Origin of the sequence: Corynebacterium falsenii (genome assembly GCF_020099275.1) — a bacterium.
Classification (GTDB): Bacteria; Actinomycetota; Actinomycetes; order Mycobacteriales; family Mycobacteriaceae; genus Corynebacterium; species Corynebacterium falsenii.
This window is the reverse complement of the sequence record NZ_CP083646.1, coordinates 2,273,877-2,295,123: the sequence shown is the minus strand read 5'-3', so window position 1 is coordinate 2,295,123 and position 21,247 is coordinate 2,273,877. Positions and strand designations below refer to the sequence as shown.

Below are 21,247 nucleotides of genomic sequence, written 5' to 3'. Positions count from 1 at the left end.
TGTCTCGGCGGCGGTTCTTAGTGCGTGGATGTTTTGTGTACTGGGTCAGCCGGGCTACATTGTTGCCGCGCCCTGGTGCATCAACGTTTCATCGTCGGTGCCGGGGGCGTTGCCGAGCTCGCCGGAAGTTTCATCATCATTGTTGCTGAGGAGGATGACGGAGGCCACCAATCCACCCCAGATGACGAGGATGAACAGGACCATCAGCAGGATTGCGGGAGCGGTCATTAGTGATCATCTCCTTGAGAGTGAGAGGTTGTGCCTGTCGGATTAGTCGTGGTGCCGGGAGCCCCGGCGGGCACGGTGTTGGTAGCGGAGCTCAGGGGATTGGGCACACCCTTCGGGCGGCCCTTCGGCGGTACACCGTAGTCGGTGCTGGGCAGACCGTTGAGGATCTGGTTGCCGCGGAAAGGAACGATGGACCACAGGATGGCGCCGACCACGATGAGGATGAGCACCAGCCAGCCGAACAGGAAGATCGTGCCGGTGGAGTAGCCCTCGTAGGGCTCGTTCAGCAGGTTGCGTACTTCCTGGAAGAGGAAGAATGCCAGCACGGCCGGGGTGATCACGAACACGCAGGCCTGCCACAGGCCACCGACGCGCACGGAGGACACGGCGTTGAGGTGCTGGTTGATCTCGCTGCGGCGGCCGAGGATCCAGCCAACCACCACGGTGGCGGTAATCGCACAGAACACGATGCCCAGATTGTTGGTGAACTTGTCCATGATGTCCAGCGTGATCAGGCCGGTGGTCGTGGAGAACAGCAGGATGGACGCGATTGCCATGACGCCACCGATGGAGATAGCGGCAACCGGGCGGGAGAGGTTCAGCTTGTCCTTCACAGCGGAGATGACCACTTCCATGATGGAGATCAGGGAGGTCACGCCGGCCAGGAACAGCGATGCGAAGAACAGCACACCAAAGAGCTCACCGAAGGGCATCTGGTTGATGATTGTCGGGAAGGCCACGAAGGCCAGACCGATGCCGGAGGAGGCAACCTCGTCCACGGGCACGCCGGAGCGTGCGGCCAGGAAGCCCAGGGTAGCGAACACGCCGATGCCCGCCAGCACCTCGAAGGAGGAGTTCGCGAAGGCCGTCACCATGCCGGTGCCGGTCAGGTTGGTGCGCGGCTTGAGGTAGGAGGCGTAGGTCATCATGATGCCGAAGCCGATAGACAGGGAGAAGAAGATCTGTCCGTATGCGGCGATCCACACCGAGGTATTGGTCAGCACGCTCCAGTCCGGGGTGAAGAAGGCGTTGAGGCCGTCCGCTGCGCCGTCGAGGAACAGCGCGCGCACCACCATGATGATGAACAGCACGGTCAGCACCGGCACGAAGACCGTGGTGATGCGGCCGATGCCGCTGTTGATGTTGGTGGCCAGGGTGAGGATGCAGATGACCCACACCACGATCATGGCGATGAGGATCGGCATCACGAAGTCGCCGCTCCATGCCGAGGAGTCGTCGACCTTGAGGAAGTCGCTCATGAAGTACTCGTCGGCCTTCTCGCCCCAGGCCTTGGTGATGGACTTGATGGTGTACAGGCCAGCCCACGCGATGATGGCTGCGTAGTAGATGGCGATGAAGAAGTTCACGCCGACCTTCAGCCAGCCGATCGGCTCCGAGTAACGGTTGATGCGGCGGAAGGATAGCGGGGTGGATCCGCGGAAGCGGTGACCCACGGCGAGGTCGAACCACAGCAGGGGGATACCTGCGGTGAGTAGGGCGACCAGGTAGGGGATCAGAAAGGCGCCGCCGCCGTTGTCGTAGGCGACGTAGGGGAAACGCCAGATGTTTCCCAGACCCACGGCGGAGCCGATGGCTGCCATGAGGAACACCAGGCGGGTGTTGAATGTCTCCCGAGTTGCTCGGGTCGAACTTTGATCTGTCATAGGTCAAACTTCCTCAGCGGCCCGCCGCAGCGACGTGGGCGGGGAGTGAAAACGTAGTGTTCTCACTATATGTGCCATGACAAGTTTTAATATCATTTTGCTGCATTTCACCTGAGAAATTCATTGGAACGTTCACCTTCGAGCGCGCCTCGCATTCCCGCCCGTTGCCTGTGATGGCCTGGTTCCGACAACGGATTCGGTACTCCTCGTGGCCGACCCCGCGCCGGGACACCGTAATCGGAGCTGGGCAGCCCGTTCACACAGACGCCCTGTGGGTAGGGGATTACCGTCCACAGCACCGCTCCGCCGGCGATAACCAAGACAATCAGCCAGCCAAAGGTGAACACTGTGTCCGCTCCGTAACCCCCATAGGGCTCAGTGGCCAACGCCCGTACCTCGCGGATCAGGAAGAAGGCGAGGACTGCTGGCGTCAAGATAAAGACGCTCGACCGCCACAACACGCCCACCCGCAGGTGGGATACGGCGTTGATGTGCTGGGAAACCTCTCGCCGGCGCCCGAGCACCCACCCCACGATCACCGCAGACATGATTGCGCAGAAGACAATCCCAATGTTGTTCGTGAATTTGTCCATAATATCTAGGGTGACGACGCCACTAGTCGTGGAAAACAACACAGTAGACAGAAGGGCCATCATGCTGCCCACCACCACGGCGACGCGGCGGCGCGATAGCCCGAACTTCTCCGCCACCGCCGAGGCGACCACCTCCATCACGGAAATGAGGGAGGTGATTCCGGCCAGGAACAACGAGCCGAAGAACAATACGCCGAAGATCTCTCCAAAGGGCATCTGGTTGATGATCGTCGGGAAGGCCACGAAGGCCAGACCGATGCCGGAGGATGCGACTTCGTCCACAGGAATGCCAGCCTGTACCGACATGAAGCCAAGCGTGGCGAACACGCCAATGCCCGCCAGCACCTCGAACGACGAGTTGGCGAAGGCGGTAACCATGCCCATGCCCGTGAGGTTCGTACGCGGCTTGAGGTAGGAGGCGTAGGTCATCATGATGCCGAAGCCGACAGAGAGGGAAAAGAAGATCTGCCCGTAGGCGGCGATCCACACGGAAGTGTCGGTGAGGATGGACCAGTCGGGGCTGAAGAAGGCATTGAGTCCGGTGGTGGCGCCGTCGAGAAACAGGGCACGAACGACGATGATGGCGAACAAGCCAATGAGGATGGGGACGAAGAACTTGGTGACCCGGCCGATTCCCTTGTTGATATTCGTGGAAAGAACCGTGATACACAGCGCCCACACACCGACCATCACCAAGAGAATAGGAACAATGAAGTCGCCAGACCACACGGAGGAATCATCGGCCTGGAGAAAATCATTCATGAAATGCGAGTCTGGGTGATCGCCCCACGCCTTGGTGAAGGACTTCCACGTGTAGATGCCCGCCCACGCGATGATGGCCGGATAGTAGACCGCGATGAAGAAATTGACGCCCACCATGAGCCAGCCGATCGGTTCTGCCTTCCGGTTCATTCGGCGATACGCGAGTGGGGCGGAGCCGCGAAAGCGGTGCCCCAGCGCAAGGTCGAACCACAACAGTGGAATACCGGCGGTGAGTAGGGCGATCAGGTACGGGATGAGGAAGGCGCCGCCGCCGTTGTCATAAGCGACGTAGGGGAACCGCCAAATGTTGCCCAAGCCCACAGCGGAGCCAATGGCGGCCATGAGGAAGACCAGGCGAGTATTGAAAGTATCCCGAGGGGTGTGAGTCGGGGAGCGTGTCATGGAGGTGCCTACCTTGGGGTGCTGGAGGTGCGATGCTCCCCGGGGTGTTGGGGGCATCGATGAGTGTCCGGACACGGTAGAACGCGTTGGGTGGGATGAGTGGCGAATCACGGTGGACAATGTGGTCCTGTTGTGCAGGTGGTCTAGTGCGCGGGGGAGTATGAGCCCGTAAACAGTCCGATTGCCCACCGTGCGGGGTTGGCGTGGCTCGGTGATGAGGGCGATATATCAATGTGGGAACAACAATTGTCGTCCGTGGTCTTTTCTGTGTGGCGCCTGTCGTGTGGAGCTTCCTGTATGGAGCTCCCTGTATGGCGCTCAGGGGTGGTTCGGCTCGTTATCGGTGGCCACGATAGGATGAGCAGTGTGACTTTGACTCTCGGAATCGTCGGCTTGCCCAATGTTGGTAAGTCCACCTTGTTTAACGCCCTGACCCGCAACGATGTGCTGGCTGCGAACTACCCGTTCGCCACCATCGAGCCGAACGTCGGCTTGGTGGAACTGCCAGACCCGCGCCTGACCCGCCTGGCCGAGATCTTCAACTCGGAGCGCATCCTTCCCGCCACGGTGTCCTTCGTGGACATCGCCGGCATCGTCAAGGGCGCTTCGGACGGCGAAGGCATGGGCAACGCCTTCCTCGCCAACATCCGCGAGGCGGACGCGATCTGCCAGGTTGTCCGTGCTTTCTCCGATGACAACGTGATTCACGTTGATGGCCGGGTCGATCCCGCGAGCGACATCTCTGTGATCGAGACTGAGCTCATCCTCGCCGACCTGCAGACCATTGAAAAGGCTCTGCCGCGTTTGGAGAAGGAAGCCCGCAAGAATAAGGAGATCGCCGAGCAGGTCGAGGGTGCCAAGACTGCCCAGACGATTCTCGAAGATGGCCGCACACTGTCCTCTGCCGCCACCAACGGCGAGATCGATCTGGCGAGCGTCCGTGATCTTCACCTGATGACCGCCAAGCCCTTCCTGTACGTGTTCAACTCGGACGAGTCGGTGTTGCTCGACGACGCCCGCAAGGACGAACTTCGCCAGCTCGTCGCTCCGGCTGACTGTGTGTTCCTCGACGCGGCGACGGAGGCCGAACTGCTGGAGCTCGACGACGAGGAAGCCGCCGAGCTGCTGGAATCGGTGGGGCAGACGGAGCCGGGCTTGCAGACGCTGGCTAAGGCGGGCTTCGAGACTCTGGGGCTGCAGACGTACCTGACGGCTGGCCCGAAGGAGTCCCGCGCGTGGACGATCAAGAAGGGTTCCACCGCCCCGCAGGCGGCGGGCGTGATCCACACGGACTTCGAGCGCGGCTTCATTAAGGCTGAGATCGTGTCCTTCGAGGACTTGGACGAGGCGGGCTCCATGGCGGAGGCTCGCGCGCACGGCAAGGTCCGCCAGGAGGGCAAGGACTACATCATGGCCGACGGTGACGTGGTGGAGTTCAAAACTGGATTAACGTCTGGGAGTAAGAAGTAATTACCCATGGATAATCACGAAGATAAAATAATCGACGGAGCTGGCGAAGTGTCGTTACCTCCTCTTACGCTGGAGCTGTTCCAGCAAGCTGCCAGGGAGTTTGCTGATAAACTGTCGCGCCACGATGTTCCTGAGCTGTATGGTGTCACCGACGGCAAGGCAGTGGGTACCTGGGTCGAGGCGCGGCTCAAGTCGTTCTTGGAGGAGAGCTACAACTTCGAGATCGGTAATGCTGCAAAAGGACTCGACTTCCCGAGCCTGAACACTGACCTCAAGGTGACCTCTTCGCGGCAGCCTCAGTCGTCGTGCCCGTTCCGTAACGCCAGTCAGAAGGTTTATGGGCTCGGTTACAATCTACTTGTCGTCGTGTACACGAAGACTGATGACGTTGAGGCTCAGACAGCGCGTCTGGATATCGATCACGTAATCTACATTGACGAGGACCGCACCGGCGATTACACGCTGACCCGGATGATTCGGGCCATTCTCGATGACATGGGTGACGGGCCCCATGACCGGGATGTCGCAATCGACGAACTGGACGCGCTGTTTCAGGACAAGAACGTACCGCTCGATGATGCCGGCCGCATCACGCTCGCTGAGCAAATCGTCGCTGACCCGCCACTGCAGGGCTACATCACCATCTCTAACGCGTTGCAGTGGCGGCTGCAGTATAACCGTGCCATTAAGGCAGCAACGGAGAAGGTCGCCCTCCCCGAGGTAGTTGATCTGCGCCACGCCGCAGCCGGTGATGTCTCCAATGGCTAATAATGAGTTCGGTGACTTTCAAACCCCGTTAGCCCTGGCAAAGCGGTGCTTGGAGGTTCTCAATATCTCCTCCGATGCCCGCGTCCTCGAGCCCACGTGCGGTGTGGGGGCGTTCCTGCAGGCTGCACAAGAGTTGGCTCCAGGTAGTGAGCGTGTCGGTTTGGAGATCAACGAGGTTTATGCCGCAGAGGCCGGCCAGTGGGGGCGGGTAACCCAGGCAAACGTGTTCGACAATCACGTGGGGAACACACTTTCATGGGATACTGACGGGCTGTTATTCGTGGTCGGCAACCCTCCGTGGGTCAACTCCGCGGACCTTGCTCGCATGGAGTCGGGGAATATCCCGAAGAAGGAGAACTTCAAGGGCGCTAAAGGGCTCGATGCCATGCTGGGCGGCTCGAACTTCGATGTGTGTGAATACATCATTCTGAAGATGCTCAAGGAGCTCGCCGGGCAAACATTTAGGTTAGGCATGCTCTGCAAGACTCAGGTGGCACGCAATGTCATCGAGCATGCGCACCAGGTCGGCATCAAGATCAATGGCTCAGGCATCTACCCGATCGACGCGAAGAAGTGGTTCAACGCAGGCGTGGATGCCTGTTTCTTCGTGGTCAGCGTCGACCCACACGCTCCGGCCAGCTACCACGCGAATATCTACGGGGACCTGTTCGACCCGGGGGAGACCCCGGCTAAGGCTTTCGGTGTGGTCGATGGGGTCATGGTCTCTAATGTGCAGCGTTATGCTGAGGTGCGCCAGGCCGACGGAACCAGCCCTTACACGTGGCGATCAGGCCTCAAGCATGACGCATCAAAGGTTTTCGAACTCAAGGCAGCACCGGAGCCGACAACTAAGGCTGGTGAGGTCCTCGATATTGAGGAGCAGTACCTGTACCCATTCCTGAAGAGCACGGATATCTTCCGTGGCCGTCATCGTGAGCTGACGAAGTGGGTGATCGTTCCCCAGATGAAGTTTGGCGACAATACAGACCACCTGGAGCACACCGCTCCGCGGTTGTGGAGCTACCTGACACGTAACGCTGAGGTGGTGGACGGACGTAAGTCCTCTATCTATCGCAACCGGCCGCGGTTCTCCGTCTTCGGTCACGGTGACTACACGTTCGCGCCGTACAAAGTCGTGGTGTCGGGACTTCATAAGGAACCACGTTTTCGTCTGGTGGCTCCACTGGCGGACAAACCCGTGGTGATGGACGACACGTGCTACCTACTGCCGTTTGAAGATGGCACTGAGGCGGCTATGGTCACCGCTGTCTTGCAGTCGCAGCCGTGCGTGGACCTGATCGAGTCGCTGGTCTTCTGGGACTCTAAGCGGCCGATCACCAAGAAGCTGCTGGCGCGTCTCGATCTGAACCGTCTGCAGATCGATGTGGATGAGGTGCTTGGTCAGGCCCTGACCGTCGCCACTGAGGCGGGCGTCGAGTTCGACCCTGCCAGGGCAGCAGACATGCCGGGTCGGTTCGGCCAGCTCGACCAGGAGCCGCAGAACGTACTGTTTTGAGCTGGTCACCCGCACCCTTGACCCCTATGTAACCAGAGGTTTAAGCCATGTCGAGTTCAAAACTGGATTAACGTCTAAACGGTAATCTTAGGGGCATGAACCCGCCACCACAAGACACTCGCAAGGCCGCCATCTACCTCCGCATCTCGCAGGACCGCGAGATGGACGGCTTGGCCATCGACCGCCAGCGCGAGGACTGTGAGAACCTCGCAGCATACCGACGCTGGGACGTTGTCGAGATCTATGTCGATCAGTCCGTCAGTGCTACCGACAAGACCAAGGTCAGGCCCGCGTACACACGCATGGTCACGGACTACGAGGCCGACAGGTTCAGCGCCATCATCTGCTACGACCTCGACCGTCTCACGCGCCAGCCGCGAGAGCTGGAGGACTGGATAGACCGGGCCGAGAGCCATGGCCTGGCACTGGTGACCGCCAATGGTGACGCCGATCTAAGCACGGACGGCGGTAGGATGTATGCCCGCATCAAGGCTGCCGTCGCCCGCGCAGAGATGGAACGCAAGTCCGCGCGCCAATCACGCGCACAGAAACAACGTGCGGAACAAGGACGCGCGCCCAAAGGTGTGCGGCCACTCGGCTATTCCGTTGACGGTGACGTCATTGAGAAAGAGGCCTATGCAGTTCGCGCGATTTACTCTTCGTTCGTCTCAGGAGGCACGCTCCGCGGCATCGCTCGTGCGTTAAGCGGTACACCAGAGGATGGACGGAGCCAGATCCCGACGGTCACCAAGCACACACGAACACTCGCGCTCGAGCGCAACGCCAAGCGCGTCGCCGAAGGTCTTGAGCCCAGGCCGGTGCCTGCTGACACGCCGTGGGACCCGAGCAGCGTACTCGGCATCCTCAGAAACCCGAGGTACACCGGCTATTCGGCGTACACGCCGACAAAGGCCCGTCGGCAGGCGAGGCTTGAGAACCGGGCTCGTGTCGAAGCTGGAGGGCCCTACCGCGGTAAGCGCAAGGACTGGAGACAGTTCATCGTCACCGACGAGGCCGGTCAGCCCATCATGGGGCAGTGGGAGTCGCTGATCGACGTGGAGACCTGGCACACGGTGCAGGCAATTCTCGACGACCCGAGCCGCGCGACCACCACAAACATAGCGAGAACGCATCTGGGCAGCGGCATCTACCGATGCGGCGTCGACGGGTGCGAAAACCGGGTGAGAAGCGCGAACCTTGGCGGTAAGACGGGCTACCGGTGCAAGACCAAGGGGCACGTCAACCGCACGGCAGAGGCCATCGACACCTTTGTGCAGGCCGTCATCGCCGAGCGACTACGACAGCCTGACGTTCTGGAGACAGTACCTGGCAGCGAGGGCCCACGATTCACAGAGATCATCGGCGAGATCGACATTCAGCACGCGCGGATCGCGCGAGCTGAACGAGACTACGACGAGGAGCTGATCGAGGCCGCCGACCTTAAACGCATCCGTGACCAGTCTAAGCAGAAGATCGACACATTGGAGACTGAGAAACTCACACTGGCACACGGGGCCACGACCGTCCCTCTCCTCAGCACAGACGACCCTGCGACGACCTTTCTAGAGGCAGACCTGGACACACGCCGGGCAGTGATCACGGCACTGTGCACCGTCACCCTTCATAAGGCGAGACAAGGGAAAAAAGGTTTTGACCCGAGCTCGGTCACCATTGAGTGGAACTGACCTCGTGCATCCCAGCTGACGCTGTCTTGTGCAGTGACAGGCCTTCCCTGCACTAGATTATGGATGGAATCGATCCACACCACGAGGCTCGGTCCGCGGAATGCGCCACGTTTCCCGGCCTAAAAGTTCGCCTGCGGGCCGGAGGGGCCGCGGTGACGTTCCTGCCAGCTCCGGTCTTCCCGGCCCATTTTTGGACTATCCATGCGCTCACGGAGGCGCCGAGCGCGGAGCCGGTTCTCCTCGACGGTGCGGTTGGCCAGGTCGCGCTGCGCCTGGTTCTTCACCCACAGGGATCCGTGCTCACGCTCACGCATCCCTGCTATCTTCGGGCTCTGCTCGCAGAGCCGGTCAAGGAAGTCAGCGTCGACCTGTTTCATGGCGTCGCGGGTGTCGCCGTCGAGTACGGCTGGGTTGAAGTCGGGGATCGACTTCACCGAAGAAAGCATTTCCTCTGCATCGACGAGCGCGGTCGCCGCACGGGCACGCTGCTGAGCGGCGGCCTCACGGTCAGCCACTACAGCCTGGCGCTCCCGCTCGGCTTCGGCCACGAGCTCGTCGGCTTCCTCCCGTCGACGACGCGCATCGGCCTGAGCCTTCTGCAGCACCTGATCCGCCGCATCCTTCGTCTGGGCCGCGTAGTCGTCAGCCTCGCTGCGGATGCGGTCGGAATCACTCTGCGCCTCAACCGTGCCGGCAGCCTTCGCCAGACGACGGATCTCTGGCGCCTCAGCCTCGGCGAGCGTCTCGGTGGCCCTCTTTTCGATCGTGGCGACCGATTCCTCTCGGGCGGCCCACTCAGTCCGCTTCTTACTGACGTGGTCGTTGAATTTATCCATCTCAGTGCGGAGCGAGTTTTCACGACCAGCCACAGCCGTTTCACGCTCGCTCAGAGCCTCTTCGCGCGCGGTCACCGCTGCCTCACGCGAGGCCAGGTCCTTGAGCCGGTCACCGGCCTCCACGACGTTATCGGCGACCCGCATGTCATGCATCCGCTGGCGCAGCTGCTCGGCCCTGTGACGACGCAACTGGGTCTTGCCCAGATTCGACCGCTGGCTGTCCACGCGCTCCATCGTCGCCACGTAGTCGATGCCGTGGGCCCGGGCGACGTCATTGATGTGGCTGCGCATCTCGTCGTGTCGCTCGGAGTAGTTGCACTGAGCCTCGGATCGGGTCGGGGAGTGGCCGACGAGCAGCTGCTTGAGAGAGAGCTTTCTCTCCGTCACGCCGCCCGGCAGCTCACGCTCGTCACCCACAGGGACGGCGAAGATCTGGGCATGAGGGCTCGTCTCATCATGATGGATGTGGTCGGAGACGAGGCTAGCTTTCGTACCGTCGACATCCATCCACTCGTGGACCTTGTCGATCATCGCGCGCAGAAGCGTGTCCGTCGCCTCCCGGCGTTCGGTGATGGTTCCGCGCCAGCGGTCTACGTCCTCACGACCTTCTTCAAGTTCGATCTGAGCACCCTCGGCGTCAAGCTGGGCCTCGTAGAAGTCCTCACCGGTTATACGAGCCGACTCCAACGCCTCAGCGAAGTGATCGCGGCGCCGCTCCAGCTCCTTAAGGTAGGCCACCGCGCCGTCCTCGAAGGTGTCCTCGAATTGACTCCAACTGGGCCCGGTGAACTTCGGATCCAGCTGCAGCACGAACTCAGCCACGTGTGCCGCGTTCGATGGGGTGCCGCGCGGGGTGTACTCGCCTGTCTTCTTGTTCAACCGGGCGTGTTGGGCTTGGGACCACCGCGCCTCAGCCACGGCGTACATCTGGCCGATCGGGTTCGGCCCCGTCAGCGGTTCACGTACCCCGTCAGGCCAAATGTAGGACTCGTTGCGTGCTGTCATCGCGGCGTTGATCAACTCGTTGCCGTGCACCGCCACGATGCCGGCTTCTTCTTCCGCTTCACGTCCGTTATGGCGCATCCTCGGCTTGACGTCCGCTTTGGCGACACCCTCCCACCGGAGGACCGTCGAGTACCCCTCAGACATCCGTGCCCCCGTCCCGTCCATCATTCAGTCGTCGCGTCCGCGCCAGTTCCACTTCGCCCATCGCTGGCCCCAGCGGATGACGTCGTCCCCGCACGGTCCAGTCGATCAGCTTTGGTGCACTGTCTCAGCCCCGACGGTGGGTCCACATCGGTGCCCCGCTCGCCAGACACGGCCGTTGTTTCGTTCCTCACCCCGGTCACGGTCTCGTCGATCGGGCCGCCTCTGTGGCCCCCGCTTATCTCTAACCCTGAACACGTGGAGCCTCTCGCTCCGCTACTCCACATGCCCACGTTTAGAGATAAGCGTAACACACTACCCTTATACTCAGTCGCTGGCGCTCCATCGTAAACATAAGGGGCGTGCCCTGCCGGGGGCTGGCCCTGACTAGCCCAAGCCCTCGCTCGCTCGGTTTGTGCCATTCAGGGCGGATTTTTAGACCCCTTCGTTGCTGCGACTCTCGCAACTTCGGGGTCAAAAATCATGAAAACGACCCCCTGCAGATGCTCTCTGCAAGGGGTCGCCACCACGTGGTCACGGAGGCCACGTTGCCTAAGTTACGGGGTCATTTCTGATCCAGTTTCCGGGTTAGAAATGACCCGATTCTGACCCGCATTCCCGGCCCCAGAGGCCTGCTCCAGAATCTTCTTCGCAACCTTGATATCAGCTTTGAGGCGGGTCACATCATGGCGGATCTGGGCCAGCTCCAGGGCCTCGATCTCATCCTCGGGCAGGGTGCCGGCGTGAGTGGTAATCAACTCAGCCAGCTCCTCGCGTTCAGCGATGAGCATCTTCTGCTCCAGCTCGGCCAGGCGACGGGCATGGGCCTGCTTCTCGGCGTCGATCTGGGCCTGAATTTCGGTGGCAGTAGCCATGATGGTTGGTGTCCTTTCGGGGGGTGTTGTGGGCTGAATTCGGGAGGATGCGAGGTGCGTCAGTGTCGCCGAGAATAGGCGGGGCACGGACACACTCCCGGTGCGGTTTCGGTGATGTCATGCCACATCACGGTCCATGTCGAGTACCCCCTCGACGACGCTCTCCAGTAGGTTCATATCCGCATTGTCGAGCACCCGCACCCGCCTATCCCGCTTACTCATGTGGTCCCACTGAGCGCGGGTGAAAGTGCCATAGCCGAGACCCGACAACCAGGTGAGCTTGTCGACCACAGACAACTTCGACGCCAGCACCGGCAGGGACCATAGGCCTTCCTTGTGCCCTGCTACCAGCTCAGTCACCAGGGCATCGTTGGCAGTGCGCACACGACGCCCTTTCACAGAGCTAAACCGCTTCTCCCAGGTGCGCCAGTCATCACCAGTCCGCAGACATCCAGACGGTCGGTCTTCGCCCACGGTTCCGGGACGCACGTCCTGCATATGACGGGCAATTCCACGAGCCCGCTCATAGTCAGTGACACTCTTCCAGGGCACCGTGCGAAAGCCCGCTAACTCATGCCCGTCGACGATATCCACGCGGAGCGTGGACATGTCGGGACGTCGCTTCAAATCGAAGTCCAGGGTTGAGACGTGCGGTTCACGCGTCACTGGGTAAAAATCCTTGCGGTCTTCAGACCGGGACAGCTCCCGGAACGTGGGAAATGACGTGTACGGATTGGGTACTTTTCCTTCGCGCGAAAGTGCGGTGGCACGAAACCACCGTCGTTCTTCTAGACTTTCGCGCTCTATGCTTTTGGGGTCTTCAGCCCAGCCTTCGCCAGCACCCCACCGTCAGACAGAGAGACGTTCCCCCGGGTCGAAAGATTGATCAAATCGTCCTGCTCGTGCTTGACCTCCCACACGGTCGGATCATCAGCCAGAGCCAGGCGGGTGTCGCGGAAAACATCAGCGATGCCGAAGCACTCCAATGCTTCAATTTTCTCGACAGCAGTGATGAAACCGTCCGTGGTCACGGATAGAATCTCAATCTCGTTGGCCATGGCCAGCAGCAAGGCACGCACCAAAGACGTAGTCATGGACGCGTGGTACGGACTCGTGATTGCGGACCCACCGATGGACTCCATCCGCTCTTCCCATGCATCCCAGCCATTCCGCTCGGCCACGTCCTGCGCGAGCTTGCCGTAGCCGGAATTAGTCCCGACCTTGATGGTCTGCTCTTCAAGCGACTCTTTGCCGAAAACCTCCTTAGCGAAGGCCCGATCAGCGACCATCTGCCGCAACGCCGATCGGAGAGAACGAGAACCATCCTCGTTCTCATCCGGTGCGTCCATCACGCACATCGTGTAGCCAATCTGCACGGCTACCCGCGCCCCCAGCTGCAGGGTGAGATACAGCTCAGGCCCGGCGCACCAAGCGCCTTCAAAACCTTGATACCCGTTGACATCATCGCCCTGGGCAGCACCACACCCGTGAGAAGTCAGCGGGTAGATCACAGAGTCACCAGAGCGCACTGGCAGGCACGGGGTCACGGTGTCACCAGGGAACTCCCACGAGGCATAGACCACCATCGGCGTGATCGGCCCACGGTCGAAATCATCCAGGGTGAGATCCCGGTCCTTGATCACCCTATCGATCGCTCCCCCTACGTAATCGACATCATAAATCGAGGCCATCGCTGACGGATACGCGGACTGGATGTCGTGGTCATAGGTCGGATACGGGTGATACCCCGGAGCGATACACCCGTTCCACCCACCATGGAAAGCCTTCTTCCACGCAGTGTGGGTCTGATTCGCGTCACCGTCCACTGGCGCGAGATCGCGCACGGCGTAGTAAGACAGACCATCATCACCGTCGTTGCCCTCGGCCTGAGCAGTCGAAAGCTCCACGAGACCCTGAAATTTCATGCGAAAATCAGCCGGTGAGTCAATCCCCCAGTAATCCATGACACCATCACGGAGGGCACGGGCACCACCACCGGAAATCGTCACCGGAGGCACCGTGTTCAACCCCCACAGGGCACTCAAATACTCCAAGACAATGACCGAATCGTTAGCACCGTATTCCAGGAACTCCACGAGATGATCACTGCGTAGAGCGCTCATGTCCGAGATCGACTCACCGATATCCAACTTCTCTACTCCGCAAGACTCGCCCAGCGCAGCAAGAGTCTTCTGACCGGGGGCCACCTGCCCCATCGTGTCGCGGACGATGACCGACATCGGCAGGGGGTGTCCCCCTTTGAGTGGACACGCAGGATTGATCAAGCAGCGGGTGCCACGGTAACAGCCGTGGCGCGGTGTTCGAAAGCTCTCGGCGATAAGTAACTGATCCCGGAGTGCCGACGACGTGTGTTGTACCTCGTGATCCACCGGAACACCTCCCGTCGACACTGAACCGGCGACGCCCAACCACCAGAACCTTGCAGCGTCTCCCGCTTCAGCGAGGCGTTGAACGACTCAGCCATCGCGTTATCCGCACTCGATCCGATCCGGCCCATCGACTGGCGGATCCCCAGCCTCCGGCACGTGGTCTGGAACGCTGAGCAGGTATAGACGCTGCCGTGGTCCGAGTGAAATATTGCCCCGTCCAGGGAGCCTCTCGTGCGTGCCGCGTCCTCAATCGCGTCCTGGACGAGACTGGTACGCATGTGGTCCGCAAGCGAGTAGCCGACCAGACGCCTGGAACAGACGTCGATGACCGTGGCCAGGTACATGAATCCTCCTTTCCCGCAGGGCAAGTAGGTGATGTCGCCGATATAGAGCTGGTTGCAGTCCTCGGCGGTGAAGTCTCGGCCGACGAGGTCGTCGAAGACCCTCGCGTCCTGGTCCGGGATGGTGGTGCGTTTCTTCTTGCGCAGGTTCACCCCGGCGATCTGGTGCTGGCGCATGAGACGTTCGATGCGTTTGTGGTTGACCGGCGTGGGCGCGGTGTCGTTGATTTCGGCGGTCATGCGGCGCACTCCGATCGTGGCGTCGAACTCCTCGTGGTAGTCCCGCATCTGGGCCACCAGCACCTCATCGGCGTGCTGGCGCTGCCTGCGGGCAGGCTTGCCGTCCCGCCACTTGTAAAAGCTTGACCGGTTCAGATTAAGGACATGACACAACCGCTTCACCGAGTAGGTGGTGGCGTAGTCGTCAACGAACTGGAAGCGGATCACCAGGTCGTCTCTCCCGCGAAATACTTCGCGGCCTTGCGCAGGATATCGCGCTCGGTGGAAAGCTTCTGGGTCTCCGAGCGCAGGTGCTGGACTTCTTTGCGCAGGCGCAGCAGCTCGTCGGTGGGGTCCTCGGCGGTGCGGCTGGGCTGGACGCCGCGGGCCCTGCGGGCGGCGTAGACCCAGTTCTTCAACGTCGCCCGGCTGATGCCGAGGTCCACGGCGATTGAGGAAAAAGAAGCGCCCTTGGTGTCCTCGTAGAGCCGGACCGCGTCGGCTTTGAACTCATCGGTGTAGGTGTTCTTCGGCATGGTGGTCTCTCGCATTCTCCGGCCCATTCTGGGCCAGGGTCAGCGTGTCCACCAAACAGGGGACGGCCCCGCATCCATCGGGAACCGTCACTACGACCTCCCCGGTAAACCACACGGATAGGGTTAAGTCCCACCAGACCGCCACTGGCACTAGTCACGCGCCGAAGAAGATCGTTGTACTTCTCACCACCGCGACGCTGCCGTGAAGGTCGGGCGAACGCCGTGAGGTCAGCCGGAAGGTAATGACCTGCCAAGACCAGGGGGACACGATGCTTAAACAGTGCATCGAGCGACCCTTTGTAATCACCGCTCTCCCAGAAATCTCGATGAGCGACACCCCGAGGGTGGAGCCCTTCAACCAACCGATGCAGGCCGGCGGCGCGGACGACGATGTACAGCGCGTCTTCCACCAGGATGCGTTGCCGCTGCAGCGGCAGGATCACCACGTCGATACGCACACCCTCGTCGGTGGGATCGAGGCAGCAGAATTGGTAGCTATCGATCACCCGCTCAGTCTCACTGACGTAAGTGAATTCGGTGTCGAAACCGATGACATGCGAGCGCTGTCCAGTGCCCATCGACCGGACCGTGGCGAGGTCTCCGAACGCCGGGACCGCGGCCCCGGCGGGGTCGCACGTTGGCTGTCCTTTCAGGCCAGCCAATCTGCTCTCCCATAGGGGATTTTGGCCTGAAAGTGTTCGAATGACCTGACCAGCAGTTTCAGAGCTTTGTTCGAATGAATCCGTGGGGCGGGTCTCCGAGACCCACCCCATATTTCCCCGCTCCACACGACGGATCAGGACGCTGAAAAATGAGGCGTTCTTGACATCTGGATTACCCAGGGAGACGTCAACCAGGCGGGCAGTCCAATCGGTATCCTCCACGTCGGAGACGATCGACAGGTGCGTCTTTTTAATGCCGCAGGGTAAACTATCATTAGAACCAGAACGTTCGATTTCCCAAGAATCCCCGTCCAGGCTGGCGGGGTTTTTCTTTGTGCTCATTGCTGGCCACCGCCCAGGAGCCGAGCGAGACGGTGGATCTGCTGATCACTCAGCGGGGGAGCAGCGGCGGCGATGCGGCTCACGGCCAACTCGATATCCTCAAATGTCGGCTGGCGGCCGGTGGGGCGCTTGAGGGCCTCGAGGTCGGCTCTCTCGATCTTGATGCGCCCACCGATTTTGCTGGCGCGCAGATACCCCTCGGAGATGTACTTGCGGAGGGTGGAGTAGCCGCCGAAACCTTCGGCCACCGCATCCTGCAGGGTAAGAAGTGTTTTCTCGTCTTCTAGTGAGGGTAAGGCGAATGCTCCCATGGCAACTCCCGGTAGCGTTTCACCTTCCGTCAAGAAGGCGCTACTGGAGCCAATCGGCGCTCCGGCCCGGGGTCCATCCCCTCAGGCGTGTTCGGCGAGCCCGTTCCGTCGCGCGGGCCAGTGGCGACTATGCCGCCAGACGTCCAATCCAATGACGCCCCAGGCAATTACTCCCGTCATGCTGTAGATGAAGGATAGTCACACCAGCACAACGTGACGCCAGAATAACACGGATGGGCGGCCCAGAGCGTGACTGAGCGCTGTGAAGTTATAGTTATGTGAAACGTAGTGGTCCAGTTCAACATATAGTGCTCTGCCGTAATTACTCTTCTGATATTGATCAATTTGGGACTGCGCGTTCAGGTATAAGGAATCGTTTATCCATTAAACTCTCTAAAGCTGGATCTGGAGCGACCGTAGTTTATGGGGAGTAACTTGCGCGACTGGAGGCGTATCCTGTGAGGACTAGAGCAGGCTACATTGACCGAAGTAAGCTGAAGAACTGGGCCGATACTCGTCATTCGGAGTCTGAACTCCCGCGTCTGGTTCGTCGTCTCATCCTTGAAACGACACCGGGGTTGGTCGAGCTAGGGATGCCCGCAGGCGACGGTGTGGCGGCAGGGGATTGGGACGGTTCTGTTCGGGCAACCGAAGCGACGGCTTGGGTTCCAGATGGTTTGTCGGTTTGGGAGCTGTCGGTTAATTCCAGCCCTAACAAGAAGGCCGATGAGGACTATTCTAAGCGAACAGAGACTCCAGACGGCACACGGACCGCTGAATGCACCTACATCGAAGTGATCCTGCGCACTTGGACGGCACGGGACAAATGGGCTACAAATAAGCGAAACGACCAGGTCTGGAGAGACGTCAAGGCTTTCGGGCTTGATGATATCGAGACCTGGCTTGAGGCCGCCCCAATTACATGGGCGTGGCTGTCGGAAGAACTGGGGCTTTCTCCATACGGACTTCGCACCGGTCTGACCTGGTGGCGAGACTGGGCAGCACAAACGAATCCAACATTGATACCGAAAGTTGTGCTCGCCGGTCGAACTGACACTGCCAAGGATCTTGAAGACCGGCTTGGTTCATCCGGCTCCGTCACTACGATTGCTGGCGCCTCGATGGAGGAAGTGTGCGCCTTCATCGCTGCGATCGCCGTCAACCTTGATGACCAGGGCAGCGGCCAGATGCTCGCACGGCTCGCATTCGTCGACGACATATCCACATGGAGGCAGTTGACAACCTCGTCCCAACCGCTTGTCTTGGTCCCTCGCACGCCCGAGTTGGCAAGCGAGATCCCCGCAGGTACTGTGCACAACTTCTGTGTGCCGGTTGTCTCCAACGAAGGTGCCGACGTCACACTTCCAGCGTTGGATGCTGCTGAGGCAGCAGTCGCGCTGACGAGCGCCGGAGTCACAGATAGAGATAGGGTCGATGAGCTCGGTAGGCTCGCACGGCGAAGCTTGACCGGTCTGCGGCGAAACTTGGCTGTAAAGGCCGTCCTGCATCGACCGACCTGGGCTGATGCGAGTCCGTCCCGAAACTTCCGATCAATCCTGTTGGCTGGCTCCTGGGGAGACAATGCAGAAGGGGATCGTTCGATCCTCGAGGTGCTCACGGGAACCGACTACGAGTCGTTTAGAGAGGCGATCACAGGAATAGCCGACAATCCTACCGATCCTCTGGTAATCCGCACTGGCGAAGCTTGGCATCTTGTCTCACCGGTGGATGCTTGGATGCTGTTGGTGTCGAAGCTGACTCACGATGACATGAAGCGGTTCGAGACCATCGTCGAGAGGGTCTTCGCAGAGGGCGATCCGGCCCTCGACCTGCCGCGGGACCAACGGTGGAGAGCATCGATTGATGGCAAAACCCGTCGCTACTCCGGTGACCTCCGCCGCGGCCTCGCTCAGTCGCTCGCTCTATTGGGAATGTACGGCGAAACTATCGTCTTGTCGGGTGGAGTATCAGGGTCAGACTTCGCAAACTATCTGGTTGGGAAGCTACTCGAATGGGCGTCGACAGATGATACCGGGCGAGCGTGGCAATCACTAGCTGACATCTTGCCCCTCCTCGCTGAGGCCGGGCCGGACGCCTTCCTCGATGCGGTCAGTGCAGCAACAGCGGGCGATGCCCCTCTATTGGCCACCATGTTCCAGGACAACGCCGACGAACCGGGAATCTTCTCGGGCGGAACTCCCCACAGCAATCTGCTGTGGGCGCTCGAGTGCGTGTCCTGGTCCTCTAATCATTTCGGACGTGCTGTCGATCTCCTGGCACGCCTTGACGAGATCGATCCGGGTGGTCGGATGGCTAACCGTCCCGCGGCCTCTTTGGCTGCAATATTCCGCCCGTGGCATCCAGATAGCTCTGTCGATCCTGACCGGCGACTTATTGTCCTCGACACGTTGCGCCGAAGACGCCCTGGCGTCGCCTGGAAGTTGGAGTGCAGCATGCTTCCTGAGGGGCACGGGACACATTTCCCGATTAGTACACCTGCGTTCCGAACTTGGAGGCCGGACAAACTATCTGTGACATACGGCGAATTCTGGAAGATGACGACCGCCGCGGTAGAGAGTTGCATCGAAGATGCTGGTCAGGATGCGCAGCGCTGGTCAACGATCCTTTCTCACACGGCAGAGTTACCACCAGAAGACCGAGCGCGAGTGGTGGATGCTCTCGAATCGATGGCCGACCAGCCGCAGTTTACGGCTGACTTTCGAGAAGCGGTGTGGCGAACCCTGGTGGACCTCATCGGCCGTCATCGCGAGTTTCCGGATGCTGCCTGGACACTTCCCGACGAGGAGCTCGGCAAGCTCGACGCACTGGCAGCGCGCTACCAGCCGAAGTCCGCGTATGTCCGACTGATCGGACTCTTTCAATCATGGACTCCGTATATCGGCGCTCACAGACAAGATGATTATGAAGCCTTTGAACGTGAGCTCGGGCGCCGACGCGTCCAAGCCGTAGAGAAGATCGAGGCCGAGGGCGGTTTTGACGCCATCACGAGACTGGCACGAGACGCGTCGGTGCCGGGGGCCGTTGGTATCGCCTTGGCGAAAATCGGCTCGTCGCACGATGATGAATTGCTCGGTTGGTTGACGTCTGCCGACCAGGATCTCGCCAGCACCGCGATGTCGTATTTCTCGACTCGCTATTCCCTAGAAGGTTTCGCTCTGATCACAGACTTCCTTGAACAGAGCGATCTTACGGTCGATCAACGTGTTCGACTCCTGCTTGTCGCGCGCGACAACCTCGCGGAGGTATGGGCTCTGGTTGATACGGACCCGGATCTTGAGGCCCGGTACTGGAGGGAATTCCAGACAATCGGCTTGGGGCAAGACATTGACAAGATCGACGAGATTGCTGAGCACCTGATCCAAGTTGGCCGCCACGCCGACGTTGTACATCTCATGAGCATGTACACCTACATCGACAAGGACGGTCCGCGTCCCCAGGTAGCGAAACTCATTGTGCGAGCACTGGACGGGCTCCTGGCAGATCAAACTCCATCTGCCGCTGCTCGTGATCTATCGTCCTATGATTTTCAGCGGCTCTTCGCCTACCTCGAAGCTATGCGCGAGCACCTTGAGCCTGGCTGTCTTGTTCGACTGCAGTGGTCGTACCTTCCGGCGCTCGGCTATGACGCGAGAGTCCCAGCGCTATCCGAAAGTTTAGCTGCCGACCCTGCAAAATTCGTCGAGATCGTGTGCGCTGTTTACCGTGCCCGGCCGAGCGGTGAGGACGAAGAAGGCGCCGAGGACCCGGCTGGCGAAGAACAATGCGACGCTTCCCTGACAACCAGTGCGTACCGCTTACTCAATGCATGGGACACACCGCCCGGCCTCGTCGATGGCGTCATGAATGCCGAGGTGCTTCGAGCCTGGCTTGATCGAGCTATGGAGCTCCTGGCTGAACGAGGCCGGACCGAGGTCGGCCTGCAGCAGATTGGCCAGGTTCTCGGCCACACCCCACCAGACGCTGACGGCACCTGGCCGGGCAACGTCGTGCGGGATCTCATTGAAGAAGTGCAGCTTGATCACATTGAGACCGGCTTGTACCTCTATATCCTTAATAGTCGTGGAGTTACTAGTCGCGGCTTGGAAGACGGTGGCGAGCAGGAGCTCAGGCTTGCTGCGGACTATCGAGTCAAGGCCCAAGCATTCGCCGACATCGCGCCTCGGGTGGCTGGTTTGTTTAGGAGAATCGCTGTCTCGTACGAAAACGACGCACGACGGAACGAGGAGGACGCAGAACGTTTCCGGCGCCGGCTGCACTGAGCGGCATAAATCGCGTCACGCAGCGAGTTTGCAGGACACTGTGAGCTGGAGTGTGTATGCACATCGCTCGAGACGTTATAAGGATATGGAATGTGGTTGAATTCAGGTTCAACGTCTAAAAAGGTCGTCTGACCAGGGGTTTTACCTTCTCGGCTTCCTGTTGGGGTCGACGGATGAGTTTCGATCTACCATCAGTTGCTGAGCGTTAACCTCGAGTTTTC

General features: G+C 60.2%; 15 protein-coding genes. 6 read left to right on the top strand and 9 right to left on the bottom strand.

Annotated elements, in window-relative coordinates; genetic code table 11:
- Positions 1-54: 54 nt before the first annotated feature.
- From metS to LA343_RS09890, 3 genes are all read right to left on the bottom strand, one after another.
- Positions 55-228: a methionine/alanine import NSS transporter subunit MetS gene (gene metS, locus LA343_RS09900; protein ID WP_025403170.1), complete on the bottom strand. Its 174-nt coding sequence runs from the start codon at positions 226-228 to the stop codon at positions 55-57.
- Positions 228-1,892 (bottom strand): sodium-dependent transporter, encoded by a 1,665-nt coding sequence (locus LA343_RS09895; RefSeq protein ID WP_025403169.1) that lies wholly within the window; start codon positions 1,890-1,892, stop codon positions 228-230. The genes metS and LA343_RS09895 overlap by 1 nt, the downstream gene beginning before the upstream one ends.
- A gap of 107 nt (positions 1,893-1,999) precedes the next feature.
- Positions 2,000-3,649, bottom strand: a complete 1,650-nt coding sequence (locus LA343_RS09890; protein ID WP_224209156.1) for a sodium-dependent transporter — start codon at positions 3,647-3,649, stop codon at positions 2,000-2,002.
- A 366-nt stretch (positions 3,650-4,015) separates the two neighbouring features.
- Here LA343_RS09890 and ychF point away from each other — a divergent pair, with 366 nt between their 5' ends.
- From ychF to LA343_RS09870, 4 genes are all read left to right on the top strand, one after another.
- Positions 4,016-5,119, top strand: a complete 1,104-nt coding sequence (ychF, locus tag LA343_RS09885) for a redox-regulated ATPase YchF (protein WP_025403167.1) — start codon at positions 4,016-4,018, stop codon at positions 5,117-5,119.
- A 6-nt stretch (positions 5,120-5,125) separates the two neighbouring features.
- On the top strand, positions 5,126-5,887 hold the full coding sequence (locus LA343_RS09880) for a type II restriction-modification system restriction endonuclease (protein WP_025403166.1): 762 nt from the start codon (positions 5,126-5,128) through the stop codon (positions 5,885-5,887).
- Positions 5,880-7,403: a DNA methyltransferase family protein gene (locus LA343_RS09875; RefSeq protein WP_025403165.1), complete on the top strand. Its 1,524-nt coding sequence runs from the start codon at positions 5,880-5,882 to the stop codon at positions 7,401-7,403. Before LA343_RS09880 ends, LA343_RS09875 begins: the two co-directional genes overlap by 8 nt.
- Positions 7,404-7,498: 95 nt before the next feature.
- Positions 7,499-9,088: a recombinase family protein gene (locus LA343_RS09870; RefSeq protein WP_025403164.1), complete on the top strand. Its 1,590-nt coding sequence runs from the start codon at positions 7,499-7,501 to the stop codon at positions 9,086-9,088.
- A 119-nt stretch (positions 9,089-9,207) separates the two neighbouring features.
- On the opposite strand, the gene LA343_RS09865 is transcribed toward LA343_RS09870, so the two are convergent.
- From LA343_RS09865 to LA343_RS09845, 5 genes are all read right to left on the bottom strand, one after another.
- Positions 9,208-11,073 carry a plasmid recombination protein gene (locus LA343_RS09865; RefSeq protein WP_025403163.1) on the bottom strand — a complete coding sequence of 622 codons (1,866 nt, stop codon included), beginning with the start codon at positions 11,071-11,073 and terminating at the stop codon, positions 9,208-9,210.
- A 554-nt stretch (positions 11,074-11,627) separates the two neighbouring features.
- Positions 11,628-11,945, bottom strand: a complete 318-nt coding sequence (locus tag LA343_RS09860; RefSeq protein ID WP_025403162.1) for a hypothetical protein — start codon at positions 11,943-11,945, stop codon at positions 11,628-11,630.
- 117 nt (positions 11,946-12,062) lie between these two features.
- On the bottom strand, positions 12,063-12,611 hold the full coding sequence (locus LA343_RS09855) for a hypothetical protein (protein WP_025403161.1): 549 nt from the start codon (positions 12,609-12,611) through the stop codon (positions 12,063-12,065).
- A gap of 137 nt (positions 12,612-12,748) precedes the next feature.
- Positions 12,749-14,185 carry a hypothetical protein gene (locus LA343_RS09850; RefSeq protein WP_224209155.1) on the bottom strand — a complete coding sequence of 479 codons (1,437 nt, stop codon included), beginning with the start codon at positions 14,183-14,185 and terminating at the stop codon, positions 12,749-12,751.
- 41 nt (positions 14,186-14,226) lie between these two features.
- A protein-coding gene (locus LA343_RS09845; RefSeq protein ID WP_119664410.1) for an IS3 family transposase occupies positions 14,227-15,431 on the bottom strand; the annotation gives its coding sequence in 2 pieces (ribosomal slippage) (positions 14,227-15,137 and positions 15,137-15,431; 1,206 coding nt in all).
- A gap of 326 nt (positions 15,432-15,757) precedes the next feature.
- Between LA343_RS09845 and LA343_RS09840 the strand changes: the two genes are divergently transcribed.
- The gene (locus LA343_RS09840) at positions 15,758-16,108 is read left to right on the top strand and encodes a hypothetical protein (protein WP_144084504.1); all 351 of its coding nucleotides are present in this window, start codon (positions 15,758-15,760) and stop codon (positions 16,106-16,108) included.
- Positions 16,109-16,431: 323 nt separating this feature from the next.
- On the opposite strand, the gene LA343_RS09835 is transcribed toward LA343_RS09840, so the two are convergent.
- A complete protein-coding gene (locus tag LA343_RS09835; protein ID WP_025403157.1) occupies positions 16,432-16,746 on the bottom strand; it encodes a helix-turn-helix domain-containing protein in 315 nt (104 codons plus the stop codon).
- A 593-nt stretch (positions 16,747-17,339) separates the two neighbouring features.
- Between LA343_RS09835 and LA343_RS09830 the strand changes: the two genes are divergently transcribed.
- A complete protein-coding gene (locus tag LA343_RS09830; RefSeq protein ID WP_144084503.1) occupies positions 17,340-21,026 on the top strand; it encodes a hypothetical protein in 3,687 nt (1,228 codons plus the stop codon).
- Positions 21,027-21,247: the final 221 nt, after the last annotated feature.

Coding starts and splice junctions, on each gene's coding strand:
- metS (WP_025403170.1), bottom strand. CDS start 228: ATGACCGCTCCCGCAATCCTGCTGATGGTCCTGTTCATCCTCGTCATC.
- LA343_RS09895 (WP_025403169.1), bottom strand. CDS start 1,892: ATGACAGATCAAAGTTCGACCCGAGCAACTCGGGAGACATTCAACACC.
- LA343_RS09890 (WP_224209156.1), bottom strand. CDS start 3,649: ATGACACGCTCCCCGACTCACACCCCTCGGGATACTTTCAATACTCGC.
- LA343_RS09880 (WP_025403166.1), top strand. CDS start 5,126: ATGGATAATCACGAAGATAAAATAATCGACGGAGCTGGCGAAGTGTCG.
- LA343_RS09875 (WP_025403165.1), top strand. CDS start 5,880: ATGGCTAATAATGAGTTCGGTGACTTTCAAACCCCGTTAGCCCTGGCA.
- LA343_RS09870 (WP_025403164.1), top strand. CDS start 7,499: ATGAACCCGCCACCACAAGACACTCGCAAGGCCGCCATCTACCTCCGC.
- LA343_RS09865 (WP_025403163.1), bottom strand. CDS start 11,073: ATGTCTGAGGGGTACTCGACGGTCCTCCGGTGGGAGGGTGTCGCCAAA.
- LA343_RS09860 (WP_025403162.1), bottom strand. CDS start 11,945: ATGGCTACTGCCACCGAAATTCAGGCCCAGATCGACGCCGAGAAGCAG.
- LA343_RS09850 (WP_224209155.1), bottom strand. CDS start 14,185: ATGTCGGTCATCGTCCGCGACACGATGGGGCAGGTGGCCCCCGGTCAG.
- LA343_RS09840 (WP_144084504.1), top strand. CDS start 15,758: ATGAGCGACACCCCGAGGGTGGAGCCCTTCAACCAACCGATGCAGGCC.
- LA343_RS09835 (WP_025403157.1), bottom strand. CDS start 16,746: ATGGGAGCATTCGCCTTACCCTCACTAGAAGACGAGAAAACACTTCTT.
- LA343_RS09830 (WP_144084503.1), top strand. CDS start 17,340: ATGCCCGCAGGCGACGGTGTGGCGGCAGGGGATTGGGACGGTTCTGTT.